This is a genomic window from Winogradskyella vincentii (assembly GCF_020166345.1).
GTDB classification, from domain to species: Bacteria; Bacteroidota; Bacteroidia; order Flavobacteriales; family Flavobacteriaceae; genus Winogradskyella; species Winogradskyella vincentii.
Genome location: NZ_JAIUJS010000003.1, coordinates 304,952 through 326,794, shown reverse-complemented (window position 1 = coordinate 326,794; position 21,843 = coordinate 304,952). Strand labels below are relative to the sequence as shown.

Below are 21,843 nucleotides of genomic sequence, written 5' to 3'. Positions count from 1 at the left end.
TATATGATAAATAAGATGAAAAAAATAGCACTTTATATATGTTTCTTGATACTATCTTATGGATATGGACAAGAATTAAATTTACCTGTTTGGACACAATATTTGGCAGACAATGATTTTGTTATATCTCCGACTTATGCTGGCATAGGTGATAATTTGAAAATTAGAGCTAATGGATTGACACAATGGGTTGGCATTAAAAACGCACCAGACAACCAATCTATTTATGCAGATTTTAGATTTGCAAATCGCTCTGGTGTTGGAGTTTCAGCATATAATGATAAGAATGGTAACACAAGGCAAAAGGGTTTAAAAATATCATACGCACACCATCTTACCCTAGATTATAAGTCAAAACAGTATTTATCCTTTGGTATTTCTTACAACATAAATAGTTTTAGAATTGAGATTGAGAATTTTAATACCACGTATGAAATACCAATAATAGACCCAAGTATAACGGATGATAGATCAATAAATAATAACAATTTTGATGCTGGTATTTTATACCGTTGGAAAAATTTCTTCGTTAGTTTAAATGCTAACAATTTAATTGAAAAAGATATTGATGACTTTACAGGTGTGGAGCCAAATCAATTATTGAATTTTCAACTTTATTCTGGTTTAGTACTAACAAGCAAAACAAACAAGGATATCGAATTTGAGCCATCTGTATTCTTTCAATTATTTGATAGTGATAATAGGTCTGCTACAGATATTAATTTTAAATACAGAAAATTTAATAGAGACCGCAACTACTACTGGGTTGGAGCGTCTTACAGGTTTTTGAATGATCAATTTTTAGATCCATTAAATATTGGTCCAATGGGTGGTGTTATGCACAATGGATTATATTTTGCATATAGTTACCAGATTACAATGAATGATTTATCAGGTTTTAATTCTGGTACTCATATGGTCACTATTGGATTGGATTTATTCCAAGGTGCTAGTAACTGTGCTTGTACTCGTGGAACTAGCCAGAGTTATTATAGATTGTAGGCTTGTATTTTATTATTATGGGTTTTAAATACTAATCGTATTTTTGCATAAGCAATAATCGTATTTTTGAGACGACTCTACCCTTTCGACCCACTATTTAAGCATCATATTCTAATTAGCTTACTATTAGCTATTTGGATATTTGTTTTTCTTTATTTTACGAAGCCGTTAGACGTCAACCAATTTAGCGCCAACGAAAAGCTCTTATTTTTACCTGGTTATGGTTTTTTAGGTGGGTTGTGCTATCTTATTTTTTTGCCTTTTCAGTCCTTTCTTTATTCTAAAAACGATACAAAATGGACGTTGATATCTGAATTGTTATTTCTTATTAGCTTTTGTATTGTTGCCGTGGCAGTTGCCAGACTATTTTACCTTTTTGTTGTCGTACCAAATGAGCCCAACCCTTATACCTTGGGGTACATGCTAAAAACCATTTATTTTCCAGCAATAATAACCATTTTACCAATTATAATAATAAGCCGTTTCGCATTTGGAAAGTATCGTGAAAAAAAAATAGAGGATCATAAAATAGAAATTAAAGGAGAAGGCAATTATGAAGGTCTAAGATTACAGTTAAATGATGTTGTGAGCATACAATCATCAGACAATTACATTGAAGTGTTATATATTGTTGGTAAAGACTTGAAGAAAACCTTAATCCGAAATAAACTATCAGTTATTGATGATGAATTCCCAGAACTTTTAAGAACACACCGTTCACATCTTGTAAATCCATTCCATTTTCTACAATGGAAAACCGAAAATGGCAAGCATTTTCTAATTCTAAATCACAATGTTGAAGTGCCAATCTCAAAAACATATTTAAATCATATAAAAGCTTCAATTCATTCTACCACAAACTAAGGTAATTTCGCCCCAAACGCACGTTATTATTGATATAGATCATTTTATTAGAATTAGATTTGCTTCAGAAAGTTTAATCAAAAAAATCATTGAATCATGAAAAAAATAATCTTAGCACTTGTTGTATTTTTAGTAGGAATCAAATCAATCACCGCTCAAATTGAAACTTGTGACTGTAAAGCCGATTTAGATTATATAGTTGAAAAACTAAAGCAAACGCCTTCCTACAAAAAGCAAATAAAGGGAAATGCTTTAACTGAATTTAAGAACGTCTATAATAATTTAATAGGGGAAACAACAAATCCTATCTCAATTATTGAGTGCTATAAAAAGATACAGCAGTTAATTACTACCGTAAATGACTTTCATTTTAATCTATATTTTAATAACGATAATGGTGAGACCAAATTGGGAAATTATTCTGAAGAAGCAATTAACATGTTAAATGACTCGTTGAGAATAGCAAAGCAAAACGCTATTGAGGGTATTTATAACTTGGGAAAAACAGAGATTTCTATTGGAATTACACAAACAAATAAGAACCAAATCGAGGGTGTTGTATTGTCTGATAATGATTCTATATGGCAAAGAGGAGAGGTTTTCTTAGTTGGTAAAAAGAATAAATTTGGTAAATATGACCTAATATATTACAAGCCAAAAGCCAAGAAACTACAGATGCTTAATAACATTACGTTTGATAACGGCAGACTGTTGAGTTTAAAAAAAGAGGGAAATTTCTTTAATAAAGAGTTTATAACAGAAAAATCAAGCAATTGGGAGTTTAAGCAAATCAATAACCGCGTGCAATATTTGTACTTTGGCAATTTTAGCAGAAAAGATGATAACAAAAAAGCATCAAAAAAATTATATAACAAAATTAAAAATAAGCTTAACTCACCTTACATCATTGTTGATTTAAGAAACAATTCTGGTGGCGCCAATAAGATTTCCGATCCATTTTTAAAATTACTTAAAAAATCAAAAGCCAAAATTTATGTCCTCACTAATAGCTATACCATAAGTAATGGCGAACAATTTACCGCAAAGTTGAAGAAATTAAACAATGTTGTACATCTTGGACAAACTACTTTTGGTGCTTTAGCATACGGATCTAACTACGGAAACTTATTTACAACGCCATCGGGTTACTTTTCATTTTATCCAACAGATATGGATTTTCATTATAAATACTATCAATACGAAGGATATGGCATTCAACCAGATATAAAACTAGATTTTGATAAGGACTGGATTGAACAAACCTTAAAGGTTATAGAACAAGGTTCAAATGAATGATTAAACTTTCTAAAATTCATTTGAAAATAACTGTCAGTAAGCATTTTTACTGGCAGTTTTTATATCAACTCATCCAAATACTTAAATTGTGTGTACATGAATAAAAACAAACCTTATGAAATCAATTTTCACACTTACAGCAATTTTATTATTCAGTTTTGGATGTGCTCAGGAATCTGAAGAACAAAAGTTAGTTGCAATGACAGACACCTACCAAAAAGCCTATAAATTAGGTTCCATTTATTATGAAGTAGGCTTAGATAAGCCTTTTACTGGTGTGTTATATGGTAAATATGATAATGGTAATTACATGACTATGCAAGAATATGTAGATGGTATAGGAAATGGAAAATGGATTGATTTCGATCCTATGGGAAGAAAGGTATGTGAAGGTACGTATAAGGACAATAAAGTTGAAGGTCCTGTAACATTTTACTATGAAAATGGTAAGGTTAAATCAAAAGGCCAATATTTACATTGGAAACAACCTATTGGCAAATGGACCTACTATGATTATGAAGGTAATGTTGTCTCAACAATGGTCTACACCAGATAATTATTTATGACGTCCTTGTAAAACGTTTACAACATCTTTTAATTTAAAACCTTTTGCCTGCAATAACATTAAATAGTGGAAAAGAAGATCTGCGCTTTCCTCAAGGAATAACTCGTCATTATTGTCTTTAGCTTCAATAACAACTTCCACAGCTTCCTCTCCTACTTTCTGAGCAACTTTATTAATGCCTTTTGCAAATAAAGACGCTACATAAGATTTTTGAGAATCGGCATTTTCAATTCTAGATGATATGACATCTTCTAATTTTGAAATAAATCCAAAGTTTTGACTATTGTCCTCATTCCAGCAAGTATCAGAACCTTTATGACAGGTCGGACCTTCTGGTTTAGCAGAAACTAAAAGAGTATCGTTGTCACAATCAAGTTTGATATCAACCAATTTTAACACATTACCACTTTCTTCACCTTTTGTCCAAATTCTATTCTTAGAACGACTGAAAAATGTTACTAGTCCAGATGATTTAGTTTTTTCTAAAGCCTCATTATTCATATAACCAAGCATCAAGACATTTTTGGTATTAGCATCTTGAATAATTGCTGGTACTAGACCATCTCCATTTTTATTAAAATCTATGTTCATAACCGTACTTCTATATTTTGTTTCCTTAGTTCTTTTTTTAATTCTATAATTGGTATTTCACCAAAATGAAAAACGCTTGCGGCCAACGCCGCATCAGACTTGCCCTTTATAAAAGTATCTGCAAAGTGCTGAATGGCACCAGCGCCTCCAGATGCTATTATAGGTATGTTTACTAGCTCAGATAATTTAGCTAAGGCTCTATTTGCAAATCCCGCTTTAGTCCCATCATGATTCATAGAAGTAAATAATATTTCACCTGCACCACGCTCTTCTACTTCCTTAGCCCACTCGAACAGTTTAATTTCTGTCGGAATAGTACCTCCTGCCAAATGTACAATCCACTCCTCACCTATTTTCTTGGCATCAATGGCTACAACCACGCATTGACTTCCAAACTTCTGAGAAAGCTCATTAATAAGTTCTGGACGTTTAACTGCTGACGAATTAATAGATACTTTATCAGCACCACAATGTAATAAGTCATCCACATCTTCAACAGAGGATATACCTCCACCAACTGTAAATGGGATATTAACCTGTTCTGCCACTTTTAATACCATATCGTGCATTGTTCTACGTCTCTCTTGTGTAGCAGATATATCTAAAAACACCAATTCATCAGCGCCCAATTCAGCATATTGCTTTGCTAATTCCACAGGATCACCTGCGTCGCGCAAATCTACAAAGTTGACACCCTTCACAGTACGTCCATCTTTAATATCCAAACAAGGAACAATTCGTTTTGTAAGCATGTTTAATTATTTAAAATAAATTGTTCTAATTCTTTCAATGAAATTCTGTTCTCATATATGGCTTTACCAACAATGACTCCTTCACAACCCATCTCTGCTAATTGTGGCAATTCACTAAATTTTGAAATACCTCCTGAAGCGATCAGTTTAATACCTTTTACATCATTTAAAATTCTTTTGTACAAGTCAAAGGAAGGCCCTTCAAGCATTCCATCTTTAGAAATATCTGTACAAATAACGTAAGACACACCTTTAGTTTGGTAATCCTTTATAAATTGAATAACCTCTAAATCACTTTCTTCTTGCCAACCTGAAATGGCTATTTTTTCATTATTACAATCAGCACCAAGAATAATTTTATCCGAACCATAATTAGCAATCCAAGTCTCAAATACTTCTGGGTTTTTAACTGCAATACTTCCACCTGTTATTTGATTTGCACCAGATTCAAAAGCAATTCTTAAGTCGTTATCAGACTTTAATCCTCCACCAAAATCTATTTTCAGATTTGTTTTGCCAGCTATTGATTCTAGGACCTTGTAGTTTACAATATGACTCGCTTTAGCGCCATCTAAATCAACGACATGTAAAAATTCAATTCCTACGTCCTCAAATGATTTAGCCACTTCCAATGGATCTTCATTATATACTTTTTTAGTATCATAATCGCCCTTAGTTAAACGAACACATTGGCCGTTAATGATATCTATTGCTGGTATTATCCTCATTTTTTTTAGCTCTTAGCTTTTGGCTTTAGGCTATTAGCAAATGGCTAACAGCTAAAGGCGTTTATAGTTTTAAAAAATTCTTTAATAGTTGTTCTCCAGTTTTTCCGCTTTTCTCTGGGTGAAATTGTACTCCAAAGAAATTATCATTTTCTAATGCCGATGCATACTCGATTTCGTAATCAGATGTAGCGATACTTTCTTTACAATTTTCAGCATAATAGCTATGTACTAAATACATGTAGTCACCTTCCTCTATATTTTTAAACAAGTCAGATTTTAGATTTTTTACAGTATTCCAGCCCATTTGAGGAACCTTCACATTATTTGAAAAACGTTTTACATCCGTGTGAAAAATACCAAGACCATTAGTGTCACCTTCTTCCGTATAATTACACATTAATTGCATGCCTAAGCATATGCCCAAGACTGGTTGCTTTAACTCAGGAATTAATCCGTCTAAACCAGATTTTTTAAGCATTTTCATAGCAGAACTAGCTTCACCTACTCCAGGAAATATAACTTTATCAGCTTTCAAAATTTCGTCTGCATCAGATGTTAAAACGGCATTAAAACCCAACCGCTGAAATGCAAATTGAATACTTTTTATGTTACCTGCTCCGTAATTTACTATTCTAAGATCCATTACAACATTCCTTTAGTTGATGGTAAAATCATTTTATTTACATCTTGTTTAACCGCCATTTTAATAGCTTTAGCAAAAGCTTTGAAAATCGCTTCAATCTTGTGGTGCTCATTGGTGCCTTCAACTTTAACGTTTAAGTTACATTTAGCTCCATCTGTAAAGGATTTAAAAAAGTGATAGAACATTTCTGTTGGCATTTTACCAATCATTTCTCGTTTAAAATCCGCATCCCAAACAAGCCAGTTTCTACCTCCAAAATCAATAGCTACCTGAGCTAAACAATCGTCCATTGGTAAGCAAAATCCATAACGCTCAATACCAAGTTTATTCCCTAAAGTTGAAGCAAATACTTCTCCTAAAGCAATCGCCGTATCTTCTATAGTGTGGTGTTCGTCAACTTCTAAATCGCCATCTACTTTAATATTTAAATCAATTTGACCATGACGAGCAATCTGATCTAGCATATGGTCGAAAAATGCAATACCTGTGTTAATGCTACTTTTTCCTGTTCCGTCTAAGTTTAGGTCAATCTTAATTTTGGTCTCATTAGTATTACGCTCAATAGAACCAACACGTTCAGTGGTCTTCAAGAATTTATAAATAGCTTCCCAGTCATTAGTTTCTATAGCTATGTATTGTTGCAATTCATTATCACTAACCGTTACTTCATCTGTCCCTAGATTCGTATTATCATTAATAAAAATTCCTCTTGCTCCCAAGTTTTTTGCTAATTCTATGTCAGTTAATCGATCACCTATAACATATGAATTGGCCAAATCATAATCATCTGAAAAATATTTGGTCAATAAACCTGTATTTGGTTTGCGCGTCGGTGCATTATCCTTAGCAAATGTTCTATCAATAAACTGTTCTTTGAATACTACTCCTTCTTGTTCAAACGTTTTGATAACAAAATTATGAACTGGCCAAAACGTATCTTCTGGATACACTTCTGTACCAAGACCATCTTGATTTGTAATCATTATAATTTCAAAATTCAATTCCTCCGCAATCTTACTTAAGTATTGAAATACTTTTGGATAAAACTCCAGTTTCTCAAATGAATCTATTTGTTCGTCCGCTGGTTCTCTTATTAAGGTGCCGTCTCTATCTATAAATAATACTGGTTGTTTCATGATTTATGTTTTACGTCAGTTCGAGTGATTCCGATTTTTATCGGAATTGTATCGAGAACTATTAAGCATCTCGATACAAATCCTCGTCCCTCAGATTCACTCGATGTGACGTTTATAGTTCATTTAATATTTTAATTAACGTCTTATTCTCATTTGGTGTTCCTACAGTAAATCGCAAGCAATTTTTGCACAAAGGTTGTGTAGTTCTATTTCTTACTACAATGCCTTTATCAATCAATTGTTTATAGCGAAGGTCTGCTTCATCTACTTTTGCTAACACAAAATTGGCATCTGATGGATAAATCGTCTTTATGATTGAAATACTGTTTAATTCAGAAATGAGTAAATCACGTTCCTTTAAAATTGAAGCTATCTGGTCCTCTACTTCCTTAATTTCATTTAAACGTTCAAGTGCTTTGTCTTGCGTTAGCTGATTCACATTATAAGGTGGTTTTATCTTATTAAGAACAGAAATAATAAATCCTGAAGCATAGCAAATTCCTAGCCTGATTCCGGCTAAACCATAGGCTTTTGACAAGGTCTGGGTTACTATAAGATTTGGAAATTCATTCAGTCTACCAAGCCAACTCTCTTGGGATGAAAAATCGATATAGGCTTCATCAATAACTACAATACCGTTGAATTCTCTTATTAACTGTTCTACCTTTTTAGAATTAAAGCTATTTGCTGTTGGATTGTTTGGTGAACACAAGAATAATAACTTAGAATTGTTATTCTGAACAGCAAGGATTTCATCAACTTTTGGTTCAAAATCATTATCTAATTCTACCGAAATGATGTCAACAGCATTTAAATCAGCCAACACTTTATACATTCCATAAGTTGGTGGTAAAGTGATAACATTATCATAATTAGGTTCGCAAAACGCTCTAAAAATAAGATCCAGAACTTCGTCACTACCATTACCTAAAAGGATTTGAGTTGTGGAAACGCCTTTGATTTCAGCTAATCGTTGCTTCACTTTCGTCTGTTGAGGGTCTGGATAACGATTTACATTGGTCTTAAACGGATTCTCGTTGGCATCAATAAAGACCATATCTGCAGAAGCATTTTTATATTCATCCCTCGCAGAAGAATAGGCTTTAATAGTCTTAATATTTTCTCGTAAAAGATTTTCTATTTTCATGATTCTAAATCTTTTAAACGCAAGGTCACAGCATTTTTGTGTGCCTGTAATCCTTCTGCTTCAGCCATTAACTCTATAGCTGGACCGATATTTTTAATTCCCTTTTGGGAAATTTTCTGAAAGGTCATACTCTTTTGGAAACTGTCTAGATTTACTCCTGAATATGCCTTAGAAAACCCATTTGTCGGTAAAGTATGATTTGTCCCAGAAGCATAATCTCCAGCACTTTCTGGTGTATAATTACCAATAAAAACTGAACCTGCATTTCCGATGTTCTCAACAAAGTAGTCATCATCATTTGTCGCAACAATAAAATGCTCTGGCCCATATTCATCTATTAAATCTAATGCTGTCTTGAAATCTTTAACAACAATTGATTTCGAATTATTTATGGCATCAGTAGCCATTTCTTTTCTTGGCAAAACTTCAAGTTGAGACTCAACTTCAGAATTAACCTTTTCGGCAAACTTTTTTGAAGTAGTAACTAAAATCACCTGACTGTCTGAACCATGTTCCGCCTGACTTAGCAAGTCTGAAGCCACATAAGCAGGATTAGCTGATTCATCTGCCATTACTAGTAACTCACTAGGTCCTGCAGGCATATCTATAGCTACACCATATTTGGTAGCAATTTGTTTTGCAACTGTTACATATTGGTTTCCTGGGCCAAATATTTTATAAACCTGAGGAATAGATTCTGTACCAAAGGTAAGACCTGCAATGGCCTGAATACCACCAACCTTTATAACTTTAGTGACACCACATAGTTTAGCGGTGTATAATATTTCATCGGCTATCTTACCTTCACTATTAGGTGGTGAGCACAAAACAATGTCGCTACAACCAGCAATATTTGCAGGAATAGCCAGCATTAATACTGTTGAAAATAATGGTGCAGTGCCACCTGGTATGTAAAGACCAACTTTCTGAATAGGTCTTTTCTCTTGCCAGCATTTTACACCTCTCATTGTTTTGAGAAACACCTTATCCGTTTGCTGTGCTTTGTGAAACTGTTTTATATTCTTTTTGGCAAGCTTTATGGCTTTCTTCAATTCTTTGGTAACACGCTCTGATGCTTCTTCTATTTCAGTTTTAGTAACTTCAATATCGTCTAGCTCGACGTTGTCAAACTTAGCAGTATAAGACTTAATTGCGTTATCACCATTAGCTTTAACAGCTGAAAAAACGTCATTAACTATATTCTCAATATCGTCGACAGATTTTGTAGGGCGCCTCAATACCTGGGACCATTCACTTCGCTTTAGATTTTCGATCAGCTTCATACTACAATACCATATTTTCTATTGGACATACAAGAATACCTTCAGCACCATTTGCTTTAAGTTCATCAATTACATTCCAGAAATCATTCTTATTGATTACTGAGTGCAAAGAACTCCATCCTTCTTTTGCCAATGGCAAAATCGTTGGACTATTCATACCAGGTAAAATATTTATAATCCTATCAAGTTTATCGTTTGGTGCATTTAATAAGACGTATTTATTTTCTCTTCCTCTTAAAACCGATTTTAGTCGAAACTGTATTTTATCAATTATCGCTTGATTCTCTTCAGAAATTTTCGGAGAGGTTGCTAATACAGCTTCAGATTTTAAAAGGACCTCAATCTCCTTTAATCCGTTTTTAAATAAAGTGCTTCCGCTAGAAACAATGTCACAAATTCCATCCGCCAATCCAATATTTGGGGCGATTTCAACAGAACCGTTGATGATATGCAAGTTTGCTTTGACACCATCTTTTTCTAAGATCTGATTAACCGTATTTGGATAGGATGTTGCAATTCTTTTTCCTTCTAGATCTTTTAAGTTTTTAGCATTAGAAGATTTTGGAACAGCAATGGATACTCGACACTTTGAAAATCCAAGTTTTTCAACAATTGTTATATCCTTTCCTTTTTCTATTAATACATTCTCTCCGATAATAGCGGCATCTACGACGCCATCCTTAAGATATTGAGGAATATCTCCATTTCTAAGGTAAAAGACCTCTAAAGGGAAGTTTCGAGCAGAGGCTTTTAACTGATCCTTGCCATTATCTATGGAAATCCCAATTTGTTTTAATATTCTTAAAGAATCTTCGTTTAATCTTCCGGACTTTTGTACCGCAATTTTTAATTTATTCATTTTAAGTTTTGGTTAGTTTGAAAACACCATAAGCTTTAAATAAAAAACCCATTTGATGTTCTCAAACGGGTTTTAATATATATTTTGAAATTAATCAATACATCCTCACCACGCTTGAGCGTTACTATGAAAATGATGATGTAATTGATTGTTATTCATTACTTAATTTGTTGAAACAAAGTTTGTGAAAATAATTTTACAATTCCAAGTGTTTAACAAAAATTTTTATTGATTACCTAGTATAATTGGCATTCCGCTATCACCAGAACCAATAACAATCACTTTACTATTAGGCGATTCTGAAAGCTTTATCGTGGCTTCAATTCCTTTATCCTGGAGTATTTTGTCAGTCAAAGAAGCACTTAGGATTTTATTTGCTTGAGCTTTTCCTTCTGCTTCAATAATTTGTTTTTCAGCTTCTTTTTCTGCAGTTACTAATCTAAATTCATATTCTAAAGATTCTTGTTCTTGCTTTAATTTACGTTCAATCGCTTCTTTGATTGTTGGAGGTAAAGTTACATCCCTTACTAACACTTCATTTAATTGAACATATTGTTTATCAAGTATTTTCTTAGTTTCTTGAAAAATTTCAACTTGAATTGCATCACGTTTAGTTGAATACAAATCGTCTGGTGTATAACGCCCAATAACACTCCTAGCTGCACTACGAATTGCAGGTTGAATAACGCGTTGCAAATAACCTTGTCCAATAGACTGGTGCAAATTCCCTAACTCGTTGTAAACAGGTTCATACCAAGCAGAAGCATCAATTTGAATTTCCAATCCATTTGATGATAATACTTTCATTTTTTCGAACAACTCTTGCTGACGTACTTCGTAAATATATACTTTATTCCAAGGTGCCACAATATGAAAACCTTCTCCCATTGGTGGTTCATCCACTACAACTCCTTCTCCAAAGGTTTTAAATAATACGCCTGCTTCACCAGAATCAATAGTCACAGCTGATTTAGCTACAACAATTACTAAAATAATTATTCCTATTAAAATCGGTAATCCGATTTTTGGTAATTTTTCCATTTCAAATTATATTTAAATTAAACCGTTATATTTTCTTAAAAACCACTCGACAAATAAGCATATTGCTATAATACCAAGCAGATATTTCCAATCTATCAAAGGTACGATATTTTTAGTGCTTTTTTGAATAGTTGAATATCTATTATCTGTTAATAATTCATCTATAAATAAGGCTGATTCTGAAGGGTAATAAGCCTTACCATCTGTATTCTCAGCAAGTAAATTTAATTTACTGATATCTGCATTTAGAAACTGCTGCTCAACATTATAGTCTAATATTCTAAACTGACCTGAAAACGATATTGCTTCAGCACTATGAGATATTCTAAAATCATACTCTCCTGCATCAATAGCACTTAAGTCTACAGTGTAGTTTGATCCATCTAATAAAAGTGGTATTTCCCTCGTTTCAGAAGTATCATTGTTCTTTAATTGAATATTCAATGAGGCTTTGGTATCAAATTCATAATTTTCGTTGAAATACTGAGCTGAAATAATAACATCATCGTTTCCATTATAAAATGATTTATAATCAACGTTTAACCTTTTACGTTTTTTGTTGGAACTTAAGTATTGAATCAGTTTACCAATAAAATTGTCAAAATCCGTAAAGCTTTCCGTGTCTAAATATGTTTGAGCTCTCCAGCGCCAAATACCTTCGCCAACTAAAACGGCATGTTTCATATTATCAAAGGCATAGGTGGCCAACATGGCATCACCAGTATTTATACCATTTACTGTCTTATACAAAATCACATCTGCAGGAACCAAGAAATTAAATCCACCAAATTCCGATTTTAATGGTGGGTAATCCTCAAATGTTATATTATCAATTATAAATGTGTTGAAATTTCTATTTAATTCTGGTTGAAAATCTTCAGTTTGATTTGATATTTCCCATAATACTTTTAAATGCGTGTTATTAATAAACTCATAATCAGTACCAGATCCAGTAATTATAAATGTATTTAAATTCTGGCGCTTTATTTGATTAAGAATCATATTAAAGTTATTATTTGGCTGATATAAAATAACTAATTGAAAATCATTAATTTGGTTTAAATATTCATTAGGTTTTAAAATACTTACACTTCTCTGTTCATTACTTTCTATTGCCTTTTTAAGCACACCTAAATCCGGATGCAATTGATCGTATACTATGGCAATATTTGTCTTCTGGTCAATGACCTCAACAGCAAAATTTTTATAATTATTAATCTTGTTTTTTTCTTGGTTCAACGGAACAATTTCAACTCTAAATGTTTTAATCCCTACACTATTGGCAAGCAAGGTTGTATTAACTATTTCAGAAGTCTTAATATTATCAAATTGAAGTTGCTTTCTAAATACAACTGAATTGCCTCTCCAAATCTTTAGTTCGGAATTTACATATTCCTCACCTGTATAACTTAAAATAATTTCTACTGGAAAACGATTCTTTAAAAATGTATACCTATTTACGTTAAGTTGCTTAATTCTTAAATCTGAATAAACCGTTGAGTCTCCCAAAATCAAAGGATAAACAGGCTGATTGAATGTATTAGCTACATAACTATAATCTGAGCCTAGAGTTTGGTTGCCATCAGAAATAAATACAATGGGTGCTGTTTTATTTTTATAAACCTCTTGTAGTTGTTTTAAAGCTCCCGAAGCATTAGATTGGCGCTCAGAAAATGAAATGCTATCAAAAACTTTTATGTTTTTTCCAAAGCTATATTGATCTACATTAAACCGTCGCTGAATTTTTGGGTTTTCCAAAATCCTTCCAATGACTTCTAAAGCCACAGAATCTTGCTCTAAATATTTAATAGATTCAGAATTATCTAAAGCAATGACCAATGTTGGTTTTTCATTAAAATATGTAGCAGATTCAAACTTTGGGTTTATCAGTAAAAGTAAAATTCCAAATATTGCCAATGCTCTTAAACTAAACAATACATATCTTAGGAATCCTTTGATTTTCGATTTATATATATACTGAAACAGCGCTAATGAAAGCGCTGCTATACCAGCAATAATGATATATATAATCGTTTCTGTCTGCATAATTGTGTAGTCATATAAATAGACTACATGCTTTATATTAAGTTAGCATACCGCCATCAACATTTAAAGTTTGACCTGTAACATAAGAACTTAGATCACTGGCTAGATAAACACATGCGTTTGCAATATCCTCTGGTGTTCCACCTCTTTTTAATGGTATTGCTGCACGCCAACCTTTAACTGTTTCTTCATCGAGTTTAGCTGTCATTTCAGTTTCTATAAACCCTGGAGCTATAACATTACTTCTAATATTCCTAGAACCAAGCTCTAATGCAACCGACTTAGAAAAACCAATAATACCAGCCTTAGAAGCTGCATAATTTGTCTGACCAGCATTACCTTTCACTCCTACAACAGAACTCATATTTATGATTGATCCTTTTCGCTGCTTTAACATAGTCCGTTGTACAGCCTTTGTCATATTAAAAACAGATTTGAGGTTTACCTCAATTACCTTGTCGAAATCCTCCTCACCCATTCGCATTAATAAATTGTCTTTTGTAATACCAGCATTATTTACCAGTATATCAATAGATCCAAATTCAGCCAACACATCTTCAGCTAATTTTTGTGCTTCATCAAAACTAGCTGCATTACTTTGATAACCTTTGGCTTTGATACCTCTATCATTTAAATCTTTTTCAAGAGCATTTGCAGCTTCTACAGATGAGCTATACGTGAAAGCCACATTTGCACCATGATCTGCAAATACTTCAGCAATACCTTTACCAATTCCTCTACTTGCACCAGTTATGATAGCGGTTTTTCCTTCTAATAGTTTCATATTAGTTTTATGATTAGTTAGTTTATAATCTATTAATTACTTCTCTCAAATATAATAATTACAAATTACGGCGACATAAAAAAACCTCACAAGATTTTGTAAGGTTTTTAACTTTTATAAATCACTGAATTTTAAAGAACTTCAGCTACTTTTTTACCAATTTCAGCAGGCGAATCAACTACGTGAATGCCACAGGCTCTCATAATTTTCTTTTTAGCTTGAGCTGTATCATCACTACCTCCTACAATGGCACCAGCATGACCCATAGTTCTTCCTGCAGGTGCAGTTTCTCCAGCAATGAAACCTACAACTGGTTTTTTGCTTCCACTTTCTTTATACCAATTAGCAGCATCTGCCTCTAACTGACCGCCAATTTCTCCAATCATTACAACCGCTTTAGTTTCCGGATCGTTAATTAATAACTCTACAGCTTCTTTAGTAGTTGTTCCAATAATTGGATCCCCTCCTATACCAATAGCAGTGGTAATTCCTAATCCTTGCTTTACAACCTGGTCTGCAGCCTCATATGTTAATGTACCAGATTTAGATACAATACCCACTTTACCTTTTTTAAATACAAACCCAGGCATAATACCAACCTTAGCTTCTCCTGGTGTGATTACTCCAGGACAATTAGGGCCTACTAAGCGACTACCTTTATCTTTTATATAATCTGCAGCTTTAATCATATCAGCAACAGGAATTCCCTCTGTAATTGTTATAATTACTTTTATACCTGCATCTGCAGCTTCCATAATAGCATCTGCAGCAAACGCTGGTGGTACGAAAATTATTGTTGTATCTGCTCCTACTTTTTCAACCGCTTCAGAAACTGTATTAAACACAGGTCTATCTAAATGAGTTTGACCTCCTTTGCCTGGTGTAACACCTCCAACTACATTTGTACCATACTCAATCATTTGACCAGCATGGAATGTACCTTCGCTTCCAGTAAATCCTTGAACAATAATTTTTGAATCTTTATTGACTAATACGCTCATTTAGATAATTTTTTATGGTTTATTTATTTAGAGTGCAAAAATAATTCTTCTTAACATAAATGTAAAGGGAATCAATTAGTATTTTTTTTGATGAATTCTAATATCTCAGGAATCTTTTTAACATAGGCCATTTCCTTAAAGAATGAACGTGCATCTTTTGCAGGTGATCCAAAATATGTTACACCTTCAACGGTTGTTTTATTTATACCAGCTTGCGCAAATATTACCGTTCCTTTTGAAATTGTAACATCACTTTTAATACCTACTTGTCCCCAAATCGTAACATTGTCTTCTACAACCACACAACCAGCAATACCAGTTTGCGAAGCTATTAAACACTTTTTCCCAATTACTGTGTCATGACCAATTTGAATTTGGTTATCTAATTTTGAACCTTCACCAATAGTTGTATCTCCTGTGACTCCTCTATCTATGGTACATAATGCCCCAATGTCTACATTATCTTCAATAATAACGCGACCACCAGAAATCAATTGATCGTACCCCTCAGGTCTATTTTTATAATAAAATGCTGATGCGCCTAGAACAGTTCCTGCGTGTATTGTAACATTATCACCGATTATGGTATCATCGTAAATACTTACATTCGAATGAATGACACAATTTTCACCAATTTTTACATTATTACCAATAAAACAATTTGGCTGAACAATTGTACTTTTTCCGATATCAGCATCAGTAGCAACGGCAACGTTTGAAGACTTAAATGGTTTGAAATGAAGTGTGAGTTTGTTAAAATCCCTAAATGGATCATCAGATATTAAAAGCGCTTTGCCTTTAGGACACTCTACTTCTTTATTAATTAAAACAACGGTGGCTGCTGATTCTAGTGCCTTATCATAGTATTTTGGATGATCAACAAATACAATGTCACCTGGTTCAACAACATGAATTTCATTTATACCATGAACTGGGAAGTTTTCTTCACCAACAAATTTGCATGAAATTAAATCTGCAATCTGTTTTAAGGTATATACTTCAGGAAATTTCATTTATTCCTTTATACGCTCTTTATAAGTGCCTTTTGCGGTTTCAATTTTTATTTTATCACCTTCATTAATAAATAATGGGACATTAACTGTTGCACCAGTTTCAACAGTAGCTGGCTTAGTTGCATTAGTTGCAGTATTACCTTTAACTCCAGGCTCTGTATGCGTTACTTCCAAAATTACACTCGCAGGCATATCTACAGATAGTGGCATGTCATCTTCCGTATTTATTAAAACAGTAACAATCTCACCTTCTTTCATTAAATCTGGTCTGTCTAAAGCGTTTTCTGTTAATTGAATCTGAGAGTAATCCGATTCATTCATAAAATGATAATATTCACCATCATTATATAAATACTGAAATTTATGAGTTTCAACACGTACATCATCAATTTTGTGACCCGCTGAAAATGTATTATCTATTACTTTCCCAGTTGTAACGCTTTTAAGCTTAGTTCTAACAAAAGCTGGACCTTTACCAGGTTTCACATGTAAAAATTCAATGATTTTATAAATATCGTGATTGTATTTAATGCATAATCCATTTCGGATATCTGATGTACTTGCCATATTATAGTGATGTTATTTTATTAATTTGATTTAAAATACCCTTTCATTATACCTCTGTGCGAATTCTTAATAAATTGAAGAATTTCATCGCGCTCAGGTGTAGCTTCCATTTCTGCTTCGATTATCTCTGAAGCTTGAGTATTATTATAGTTTTTCTGATAAAGTATTCTAAAAATATTCTGAATTTCCCTAATCTTCTCAGTACTAAATCCTCTACGTCTTAAACCAACAGAATTGATGCCTACATATGATAATGGTTCTCTTGCCGCCTTAACAAAAGGTGGTACATCTTTTCTTACCAATGACCCTCCAGTTACAAAAGCGTGGTTACCTATTGAACAGAATTGATGTACAGCTGTCATACCCGCTAATACTACATAATCACCTACAGTGATATGTCCGGCCAAAGTACTATTGTTTGAAAAGATACAATTGTTACCCACTACACAATCATGAGCAATATGACAATAAGCCATTATTAGACAATTATTACCTATTACAGTCTTCATTTTATCCGTTGTTCCACGATTAATGGTAACACATTCTCTAATTGTTACGTTGTCTCCTATTTCAACAGTAGTGTCTTCATCATTATATTTTAAATCTTGAGGTACAGCTGAAATGACAGCTCCTGGAAAAATATTACAATTCTTCCCGATTCTTGCACCTTCCATGATAGTAACATTACTACCAATCCAAGTCCCTTCGCCAATTTTTACATTATTGTGTATAGTTGTAAAAGGTTCTATAACAACGTTTTTAGCAATTTTTGCTCCTGGATGTACGTATGCTAGTGGTTGATTCATTTTATTTTACTTTAGAAATTTGGGCCATTAACTCAGCTTCAGCACATAATTTTCCATTTGCATATGCATAACCTTGCATATGACATATGCCTCTTCTTATAGGAGTTATCAAGGAACACTTAAAAATTAATGTGTCACCAGGAACAACTTTTTGTTTAAACTTTACATTATCCATTTTCATGAAGAACGTTAAATAATTCTCAGGATCAGGAACTGTACTTAAAACCAATATTCCTCCAGTCTGTGCCATCGCCTCGACGATTAATACTCCTGGCATAACAGGTGCGCCAGGAAAATGACCTTTAAAGTATTCTTCGTTCATAGTTACGTTCTTCATGCCGATAACATAATTATCGGTTAGCTCATAGACCTTATCTAGCAATAAAAAAGGTTGTCTATGTGGCAACATGTTCATGATTTGATTTACATCCATAAGTGGAGGTGAATTCAAATCAATTTGAGGTACATTATTACGCCTTTCGTTCTTGATTAATTTAGAAATCTTCTTTGCAAATTGCGTATTTACAAAGTGACCAGGTTTATTAGCAATAACCTTACCTCTAATTTTTGTACCAATTAAAGCCAAATCACCAACAACATCAAGCAATTTATGACGAGCGGCTTCATTAGGATAATGAAGCGTTAGATTATCCAATATACCATTTGGTTTAACAGCTATGCTATCCTTTTTAAAAGCAACTTTTAACTTTTCCATTGTTTCAGCTGACAACTCTTTGTCAACATAAACAATAGCATTATTAAGATCACCACCTTTTATTAAACCATGTTCTAGCAACATTTCAAGTTCATGCAAAAAGCTAAAAGTTCTAGCATTTGCTATATCTGCTTTAAAATCAGAAACATCATTCATTGTTGCATTTTGGGTACCTAATACTTTAGTTCCAAAATCTACCATAGTAGTAACCTGATAAGTTTTTGATGGCATTAAAATTATTTCACTTCCAGATTCTTCGTCTGAATAAGAAACTACTTGCTTTACTTCATATTCTTCTCTAACAGCTGCTTGCTCAACAATTCCAGCTTTTTCAATAGCTTCCACAAAAAACTTTGATGAACCGTCCATAATTGGTGGTTCTGAAGCGTTGAGTTCTATAATTGCATTATCAATATCTAAACCGACCAAGGCTGCCAATACATGCTCGCAAGTCTGGATAGTTACACCATTTTTTTCAAGACAAGTTCCTCTTTGGGTATTTGTAACATAGTTGGCGTCTGCTTCTATTTTTGGACTTCCTTCTAAATCTACACGTTCAAAAATGAATCCTGAATTCTCTAGACCTGGTTTAAAAACTAATTTAACATCAGTACCTGTGTGTAAGCCAACACCCTCAAGTGTTACTTCCTTTTTTATGGTCTTTTGTTTGGTTTCAGTTTTAATTATTGCCATCGACTTTCTTTTCTAAATCGTTTATATTTTTTACAATCTTTGGTAGGTTTTTAAAGTAAACATATGACTTATTATAGTCACCATATGTTAAAGCTGGTGACCCTTGTAATACCTCATTATCCTTTACATGTCTTCCAATACCAGATTGTGCTTGAATTTTTACATTATTACCAATGGTAATGTGTCCAACAATACCAACTTGTCCACCAATCTGACAATTTTCTCCAATTTTTGTTGAACCCGCTACACCAGTTTGTGCTGCTATAACTGTGTTTTTACCTATTTCTACGTTGTGTGCAATTTGAATTTGATTATCTAATTTCACACCTCTCCTAATAATTGTAGATCCTAAGGTAGCTCTGTCTATTGTTGTTCCGGCACCAATATCAACGAAATCCTCTAAAATAACATTACCGATTTGCGGAACTTTTGAATACTCTCCCTTTTCATTTGGTGCGAAACCAAAACCATCAGCACCAATTATTGCGCCAGAGTTAATAACACAATTCTTACCAATAATACACTCAGAATATATTTTAGCACCAGAAAAGACAATAGAATTATCATTAATTGTGACATTATCACCTACATAGGCACTAGGATAAATCTTTACATTATCACCTAATTTTACGTTATCACCTATATATGAAAACGCTCCAACATAACAATTCTCACCCAACATGGCTGAATCGGAAATATAACTCGGTTGTTCTACTCCAGACTTATTAAGTTTAATCTGGTTGTAATACTCTAATAACTTGGTAAACGCGCCATAAGCATCATCTACCTTAATTAGAGTTGTTGAAAGTTCTTCTTCTGGTTCAAAATCAGCATTAACAATAGTAATTGAAGCCTTTGTTGAATATATAAAGGGTTTGTATTTTGGGTTTGCTAAAAAAGTAAGTGTTCCTTCTTTTCCTTCTTCAATCTTTGCAAGTTGTGAAACTTCCACAGTTGGGTTTCCAACCACTTCGCCTTCTAATATACCTGCTATTTGTTCTGCTGTGAATTTCAATTAATTGATTTTGTTTGCTGGTTTCCCGCAAAAATAGAAAAAATGTATCAAATTTTCTTCTTAGGATAGCACATATAATGTTTCGTAACGGGTTTACTAAGTGCTTTAAGATTAAGCTGGTCTGATGCTTTTACAATATCTTTAATTTTTCCGTTCTTATAAAGTATATCTATGTTCTCCTTTTTTTGTTGATATGCTTGGTTAGTTATCTTACCCTGAAACACAAAATAATCTGCCTCCGATTCAGAGATTTTATATCGATTCATTAAATCACGCTTATGCTCAACTAACTCTGAAACTTTAATACTTTTATTTTTTATCTGGATTCTTAATAAATCCCTATTTATGATCATATCACATAGATTGCTAAGCACAAAATCATTATGATATTGCCATTCCTTTATTGCGGAGATAATATCATAATCATCTAGTTTGGCAAAAACCTGTAAGGTAGAATCCTCAAAATTAGATTTATTAATTTCTACACTTAAGAAATGGTTAAGCGCATCACTGCAAGACAATTCTTCTCCATCTAGGACTAATTCCTTGGCTCGTTTCAATATTCTAGTTAATAATTGTTCTGCTACCAAACCAGTTTTATGCAAATACACTTGCCAATACATAAAACGTCTGGCTATTAAAAACTTTTCAACACTATAAATACCTTTTTCTTCAATAACCAGGTGGTCATCTACTACATTAAGCATCGTAATTAAACGTTCGCTATTTATGTTTCCTTCGGCCACACCTGTATAGAAACTATCTCTTTTCAAGTAATCAGCTCTATCCATATCCAGTTGGCTAGAAATTAGCTGGCACATAAACTTTCGAGGGTACTCTCCTTTAAATATTGAGATGGCTAAAGTTAAACTTCCGTTAAACTCTTCATTTAACGCCTCCATAAAATAGAGTGATATTTCTTCATGAGTAATGTCTGTCACAAGACTATGCTCCATAGCATGAGAAAAAGGCCCATGGCCAATATCATGTAATAAAATGGCAATTAATAATCCATTCTCTTCATCTTCTGCAATGCTAACTCCCTTAAAACGAAGTACATTGATCGCTTGTTGCATTAAATGCATGCTACCCAACGCATGATGAAAACGAGTGTGATGTGCTCCAGGGTAAACCAAATAGGACAACCCCATTTGTGTAATTCGTCTTAACCTTTGGAAGTATTTATGCTCTATTAAGTCAAAAATTAAAGAATTTGGAATAGTAATAAATCCGTAAATTGGATCGTTAAATATTTTGAGCTTATTCTTGATAGGCAAAATGTTTAAATTCATTAAT

Annotated in this window: 22 protein-coding genes; 4 read left to right on the top strand and 18 right to left on the bottom strand. The window is 33.2% G+C overall.

Translation table 11 applies throughout. From position 1 onward, the window contains the following. Positions 1-15 precede the first annotated feature (15 nt). The 4 genes from LBV24_RS07390 to LBV24_RS07375 all read left to right on the top strand — a co-directional run bounded on the left by LBV24_RS07390 (position 16) and on the right by LBV24_RS07375 (position 3,718). Entirely contained in the window at positions 16-1,002 is a 987-nt protein-coding gene (locus LBV24_RS07390) for a PorP/SprF family type IX secretion system membrane protein (RefSeq protein ID WP_114301756.1), read from the top strand. Between the two features lie 420 nt (positions 1,003-1,422). Continuing rightward, positions 1,423-1,866 (top strand): LytTR family DNA-binding domain-containing protein, encoded by a 444-nt coding sequence (locus LBV24_RS07385; RefSeq protein ID WP_224477959.1) that lies wholly within the window; start codon positions 1,423-1,425, stop codon positions 1,864-1,866. A 96-nt stretch (positions 1,867-1,962) separates the two neighbouring features. Next, positions 1,963-3,162: a S41 family peptidase gene (locus LBV24_RS07380; RefSeq protein WP_224477958.1), complete on the top strand. Its 1,200-nt coding sequence runs from the start codon at positions 1,963-1,965 to the stop codon at positions 3,160-3,162. Between the two features lie 115 nt (positions 3,163-3,277). Further along, complete coding sequence (locus tag LBV24_RS07375) at positions 3,278-3,718, top strand: toxin-antitoxin system YwqK family antitoxin (RefSeq protein ID WP_224477957.1); 441 nt, start codon at positions 3,278-3,280, stop codon at positions 3,716-3,718. Here LBV24_RS07375 and hisIE read toward each other — a convergent pair whose 3' ends face one another. The 18 genes from hisIE to LBV24_RS07285 form a co-directional block, all read right to left on the bottom strand. Continuing rightward, entirely contained in the window at positions 3,719-4,318 is a 600-nt protein-coding gene (gene hisIE, locus LBV24_RS07370; protein ID WP_224477956.1) for a bifunctional phosphoribosyl-AMP cyclohydrolase/phosphoribosyl-ATP diphosphatase HisIE, read from the bottom strand. Continuing rightward, entirely contained in the window at positions 4,315-5,070 is a 756-nt protein-coding gene (hisF, locus tag LBV24_RS07365) for an imidazole glycerol phosphate synthase subunit HisF (protein WP_224477955.1), read from the bottom strand. The genes hisIE and hisF overlap by 4 nt, the downstream gene beginning before the upstream one ends. 2 nt (positions 5,071-5,072) lie before the next feature. Further along, on the bottom strand, positions 5,073-5,798 hold the full coding sequence (gene hisA, locus LBV24_RS07360) for a 1-(5-phosphoribosyl)-5-[(5-phosphoribosylamino)methylideneamino]imidazole-4-carboxamide isomerase (RefSeq protein WP_224477954.1): 726 nt from the start codon (positions 5,796-5,798) through the stop codon (positions 5,073-5,075). 61 nt (positions 5,799-5,859) lie between these two features. Beyond that, positions 5,860-6,441, bottom strand: coding sequence for an imidazole glycerol phosphate synthase subunit HisH (hisH, locus tag LBV24_RS07355; RefSeq protein ID WP_224477953.1), 582 nt, complete (start codon positions 6,439-6,441; stop codon positions 5,860-5,862). After that, the gene (gene hisB / locus LBV24_RS07350; RefSeq protein ID WP_224477952.1) at positions 6,441-7,577 is read right to left on the bottom strand and encodes a bifunctional histidinol-phosphatase/imidazoleglycerol-phosphate dehydratase HisB; all 1,137 of its coding nucleotides are present in this window, start codon (positions 7,575-7,577) and stop codon (positions 6,441-6,443) included. The genes hisH and hisB overlap by 1 nt, the downstream gene beginning before the upstream one ends. Positions 7,578-7,689: 112 nt before the next feature. Beyond that, entirely contained in the window at positions 7,690-8,724 is a 1,035-nt protein-coding gene (gene hisC / locus LBV24_RS07345) for a histidinol-phosphate transaminase (RefSeq protein ID WP_224477951.1), read from the bottom strand. After that, the gene (hisD, locus tag LBV24_RS07340; protein WP_224477950.1) at positions 8,721-10,007 is read right to left on the bottom strand and encodes a histidinol dehydrogenase; all 1,287 of its coding nucleotides are present in this window, start codon (positions 10,005-10,007) and stop codon (positions 8,721-8,723) included. The genes hisC and hisD overlap by 4 nt, the downstream gene beginning before the upstream one ends. A gap of 1 nt (position 10,008) precedes the next feature. Next, the gene (hisG, locus tag LBV24_RS07335; RefSeq protein ID WP_224477949.1) at positions 10,009-10,866 is read right to left on the bottom strand and encodes an ATP phosphoribosyltransferase; all 858 of its coding nucleotides are present in this window, start codon (positions 10,864-10,866) and stop codon (positions 10,009-10,011) included. 225 nt (positions 10,867-11,091) lie between these two features. After that, the gene (locus LBV24_RS07330) at positions 11,092-11,907 is read right to left on the bottom strand and encodes a prohibitin family protein (protein WP_224477948.1); all 816 of its coding nucleotides are present in this window, start codon (positions 11,905-11,907) and stop codon (positions 11,092-11,094) included. A 12-nt stretch (positions 11,908-11,919) separates the two neighbouring features. Continuing rightward, positions 11,920-13,953, bottom strand: a complete 2,034-nt coding sequence (locus LBV24_RS07325; protein WP_224477947.1) for a VWA domain-containing protein — start codon at positions 13,951-13,953, stop codon at positions 11,920-11,922. Between the two features lie 37 nt (positions 13,954-13,990). Beyond that, positions 13,991-14,737, bottom strand: coding sequence for a 3-oxoacyl-[acyl-carrier-protein] reductase (gene fabG / locus LBV24_RS07320; protein WP_224477946.1), 747 nt, complete (start codon positions 14,735-14,737; stop codon positions 13,991-13,993). A gap of 131 nt (positions 14,738-14,868) precedes the next feature. After that, entirely contained in the window at positions 14,869-15,738 is an 870-nt protein-coding gene (gene sucD / locus LBV24_RS07315) for a succinate--CoA ligase subunit alpha (RefSeq protein WP_224477945.1), read from the bottom strand. A 71-nt stretch (positions 15,739-15,809) separates the two neighbouring features. After that, positions 15,810-16,751 carry a UDP-3-O-(3-hydroxymyristoyl)glucosamine N-acyltransferase gene (locus tag LBV24_RS07310; RefSeq protein WP_224477944.1) on the bottom strand — a complete coding sequence of 314 codons (942 nt, stop codon included), beginning with the start codon at positions 16,749-16,751 and terminating at the stop codon, positions 15,810-15,812. Next, positions 16,752-17,318 (bottom strand): elongation factor P, encoded by a 567-nt coding sequence (gene efp, locus LBV24_RS07305; protein ID WP_224477943.1) that lies wholly within the window; start codon positions 17,316-17,318, stop codon positions 16,752-16,754. 20 nt (positions 17,319-17,338) lie between these two features. Continuing rightward, the gene (gene lpxA / locus LBV24_RS07300) at positions 17,339-18,124 is read right to left on the bottom strand and encodes an acyl-ACP--UDP-N-acetylglucosamine O-acyltransferase (protein ID WP_224477942.1); all 786 of its coding nucleotides are present in this window, start codon (positions 18,122-18,124) and stop codon (positions 17,339-17,341) included. A gap of 1 nt (position 18,125) precedes the next feature. Beyond that, the gene (locus LBV24_RS07295; protein ID WP_224477941.1) at positions 18,126-19,532 is read right to left on the bottom strand and encodes a bifunctional UDP-3-O-[3-hydroxymyristoyl] N-acetylglucosamine deacetylase/3-hydroxyacyl-ACP dehydratase; all 1,407 of its coding nucleotides are present in this window, start codon (positions 19,530-19,532) and stop codon (positions 18,126-18,128) included. Then, positions 19,519-20,547, bottom strand: coding sequence for a UDP-3-O-(3-hydroxymyristoyl)glucosamine N-acyltransferase (gene lpxD / locus LBV24_RS07290; protein ID WP_224477940.1), 1,029 nt, complete (start codon positions 20,545-20,547; stop codon positions 19,519-19,521). The genes LBV24_RS07295 and lpxD overlap by 14 nt, the downstream gene beginning before the upstream one ends. Before the next feature lie 47 nt (positions 20,548-20,594). Further along, positions 20,595-21,839, bottom strand: a complete 1,245-nt coding sequence (locus tag LBV24_RS07285) for an HD domain-containing protein (RefSeq protein ID WP_394371117.1) — start codon at positions 21,837-21,839, stop codon at positions 20,595-20,597. Between the last annotated feature and the right edge of the window lie 4 nt (positions 21,840-21,843).

What these genes read in the sequence shown, in the direction of transcription:
- LBV24_RS07310 (WP_224477944.1), bottom strand. Translation starts at nt 16,751, where the DNA reads ATGAAATTTCCTGAAGTATATACCTTAAAACAGATTGCAGATTTAATT.
- LBV24_RS07380 (WP_224477958.1), top strand. Translation starts at nt 1,963, where the DNA reads ATGAAAAAAATAATCTTAGCACTTGTTGTATTTTTAGTAGGAATCAAA.
- LBV24_RS07285 (WP_394371117.1), bottom strand. Translation starts at nt 21,839, where the DNA reads ATGAATTTAAACATTTTGCCTATCAAGAATAAGCTCAAAATATTTAAC.
- hisC (WP_224477951.1), bottom strand. Translation starts at nt 8,724, where the DNA reads ATGAAAATAGAAAATCTTTTACGAGAAAATATTAAGACTATTAAAGCC.
- LBV24_RS07390 (WP_114301756.1), top strand. Translation starts at nt 16, where the DNA reads ATGAAAAAAATAGCACTTTATATATGTTTCTTGATACTATCTTATGGA.
- hisIE (WP_224477956.1), bottom strand. Translation starts at nt 4,318, where the DNA reads ATGAACATAGATTTTAATAAAAATGGAGATGGTCTAGTACCAGCAATT.
- sucD (WP_224477945.1), bottom strand. Translation starts at nt 15,738, where the DNA reads ATGAGCGTATTAGTCAATAAAGATTCAAAAATTATTGTTCAAGGATTT.
- LBV24_RS07325 (WP_224477947.1), bottom strand. Translation starts at nt 13,953, where the DNA reads ATGCAGACAGAAACGATTATATATATCATTATTGCTGGTATAGCAGCG.
- hisD (WP_224477950.1), bottom strand. Translation starts at nt 10,007, where the DNA reads ATGAAGCTGATCGAAAATCTAAAGCGAAGTGAATGGTCCCAGGTATTG.
- LBV24_RS07295 (WP_224477941.1), bottom strand. Translation starts at nt 19,532, where the DNA reads ATGGCAATAATTAAAACTGAAACCAAACAAAAGACCATAAAAAAGGAA.
- hisB (WP_224477952.1), bottom strand. Translation starts at nt 7,577, where the DNA reads ATGAAACAACCAGTATTATTTATAGATAGAGACGGCACCTTAATAAGA.
- lpxA (WP_224477942.1), bottom strand. Translation starts at nt 18,124, where the DNA reads ATGAATCAACCACTAGCATACGTACATCCAGGAGCAAAAATTGCTAAA.
- fabG (WP_224477946.1), bottom strand. Translation starts at nt 14,737, where the DNA reads ATGAAACTATTAGAAGGAAAAACCGCTATCATAACTGGTGCAAGTAGA.
- LBV24_RS07375 (WP_224477957.1), top strand. Translation starts at nt 3,278, where the DNA reads ATGAAATCAATTTTCACACTTACAGCAATTTTATTATTCAGTTTTGGA.
- hisF (WP_224477955.1), bottom strand. Translation starts at nt 5,070, where the DNA reads ATGCTTACAAAACGAATTGTTCCTTGTTTGGATATTAAAGATGGACGT.
- LBV24_RS07385 (WP_224477959.1), top strand. Translation starts at nt 1,423, where the DNA reads ATGCTAAAAACCATTTATTTTCCAGCAATAATAACCATTTTACCAATT.
- hisH (WP_224477953.1), bottom strand. Translation starts at nt 6,441, where the DNA reads ATGGATCTTAGAATAGTAAATTACGGAGCAGGTAACATAAAAAGTATT.
- hisA (WP_224477954.1), bottom strand. Translation starts at nt 5,798, where the DNA reads ATGAGGATAATACCAGCAATAGATATCATTAACGGCCAATGTGTTCGT.
- efp (WP_224477943.1), bottom strand. Translation starts at nt 17,318, where the DNA reads ATGGCAAGTACATCAGATATCCGAAATGGATTATGCATTAAATACAAT.
- hisG (WP_224477949.1), bottom strand. Translation starts at nt 10,866, where the DNA reads ATGAATAAATTAAAAATTGCGGTACAAAAGTCCGGAAGATTAAACGAA.
- LBV24_RS07330 (WP_224477948.1), bottom strand. Translation starts at nt 11,907, where the DNA reads ATGGAAAAATTACCAAAAATCGGATTACCGATTTTAATAGGAATAATT.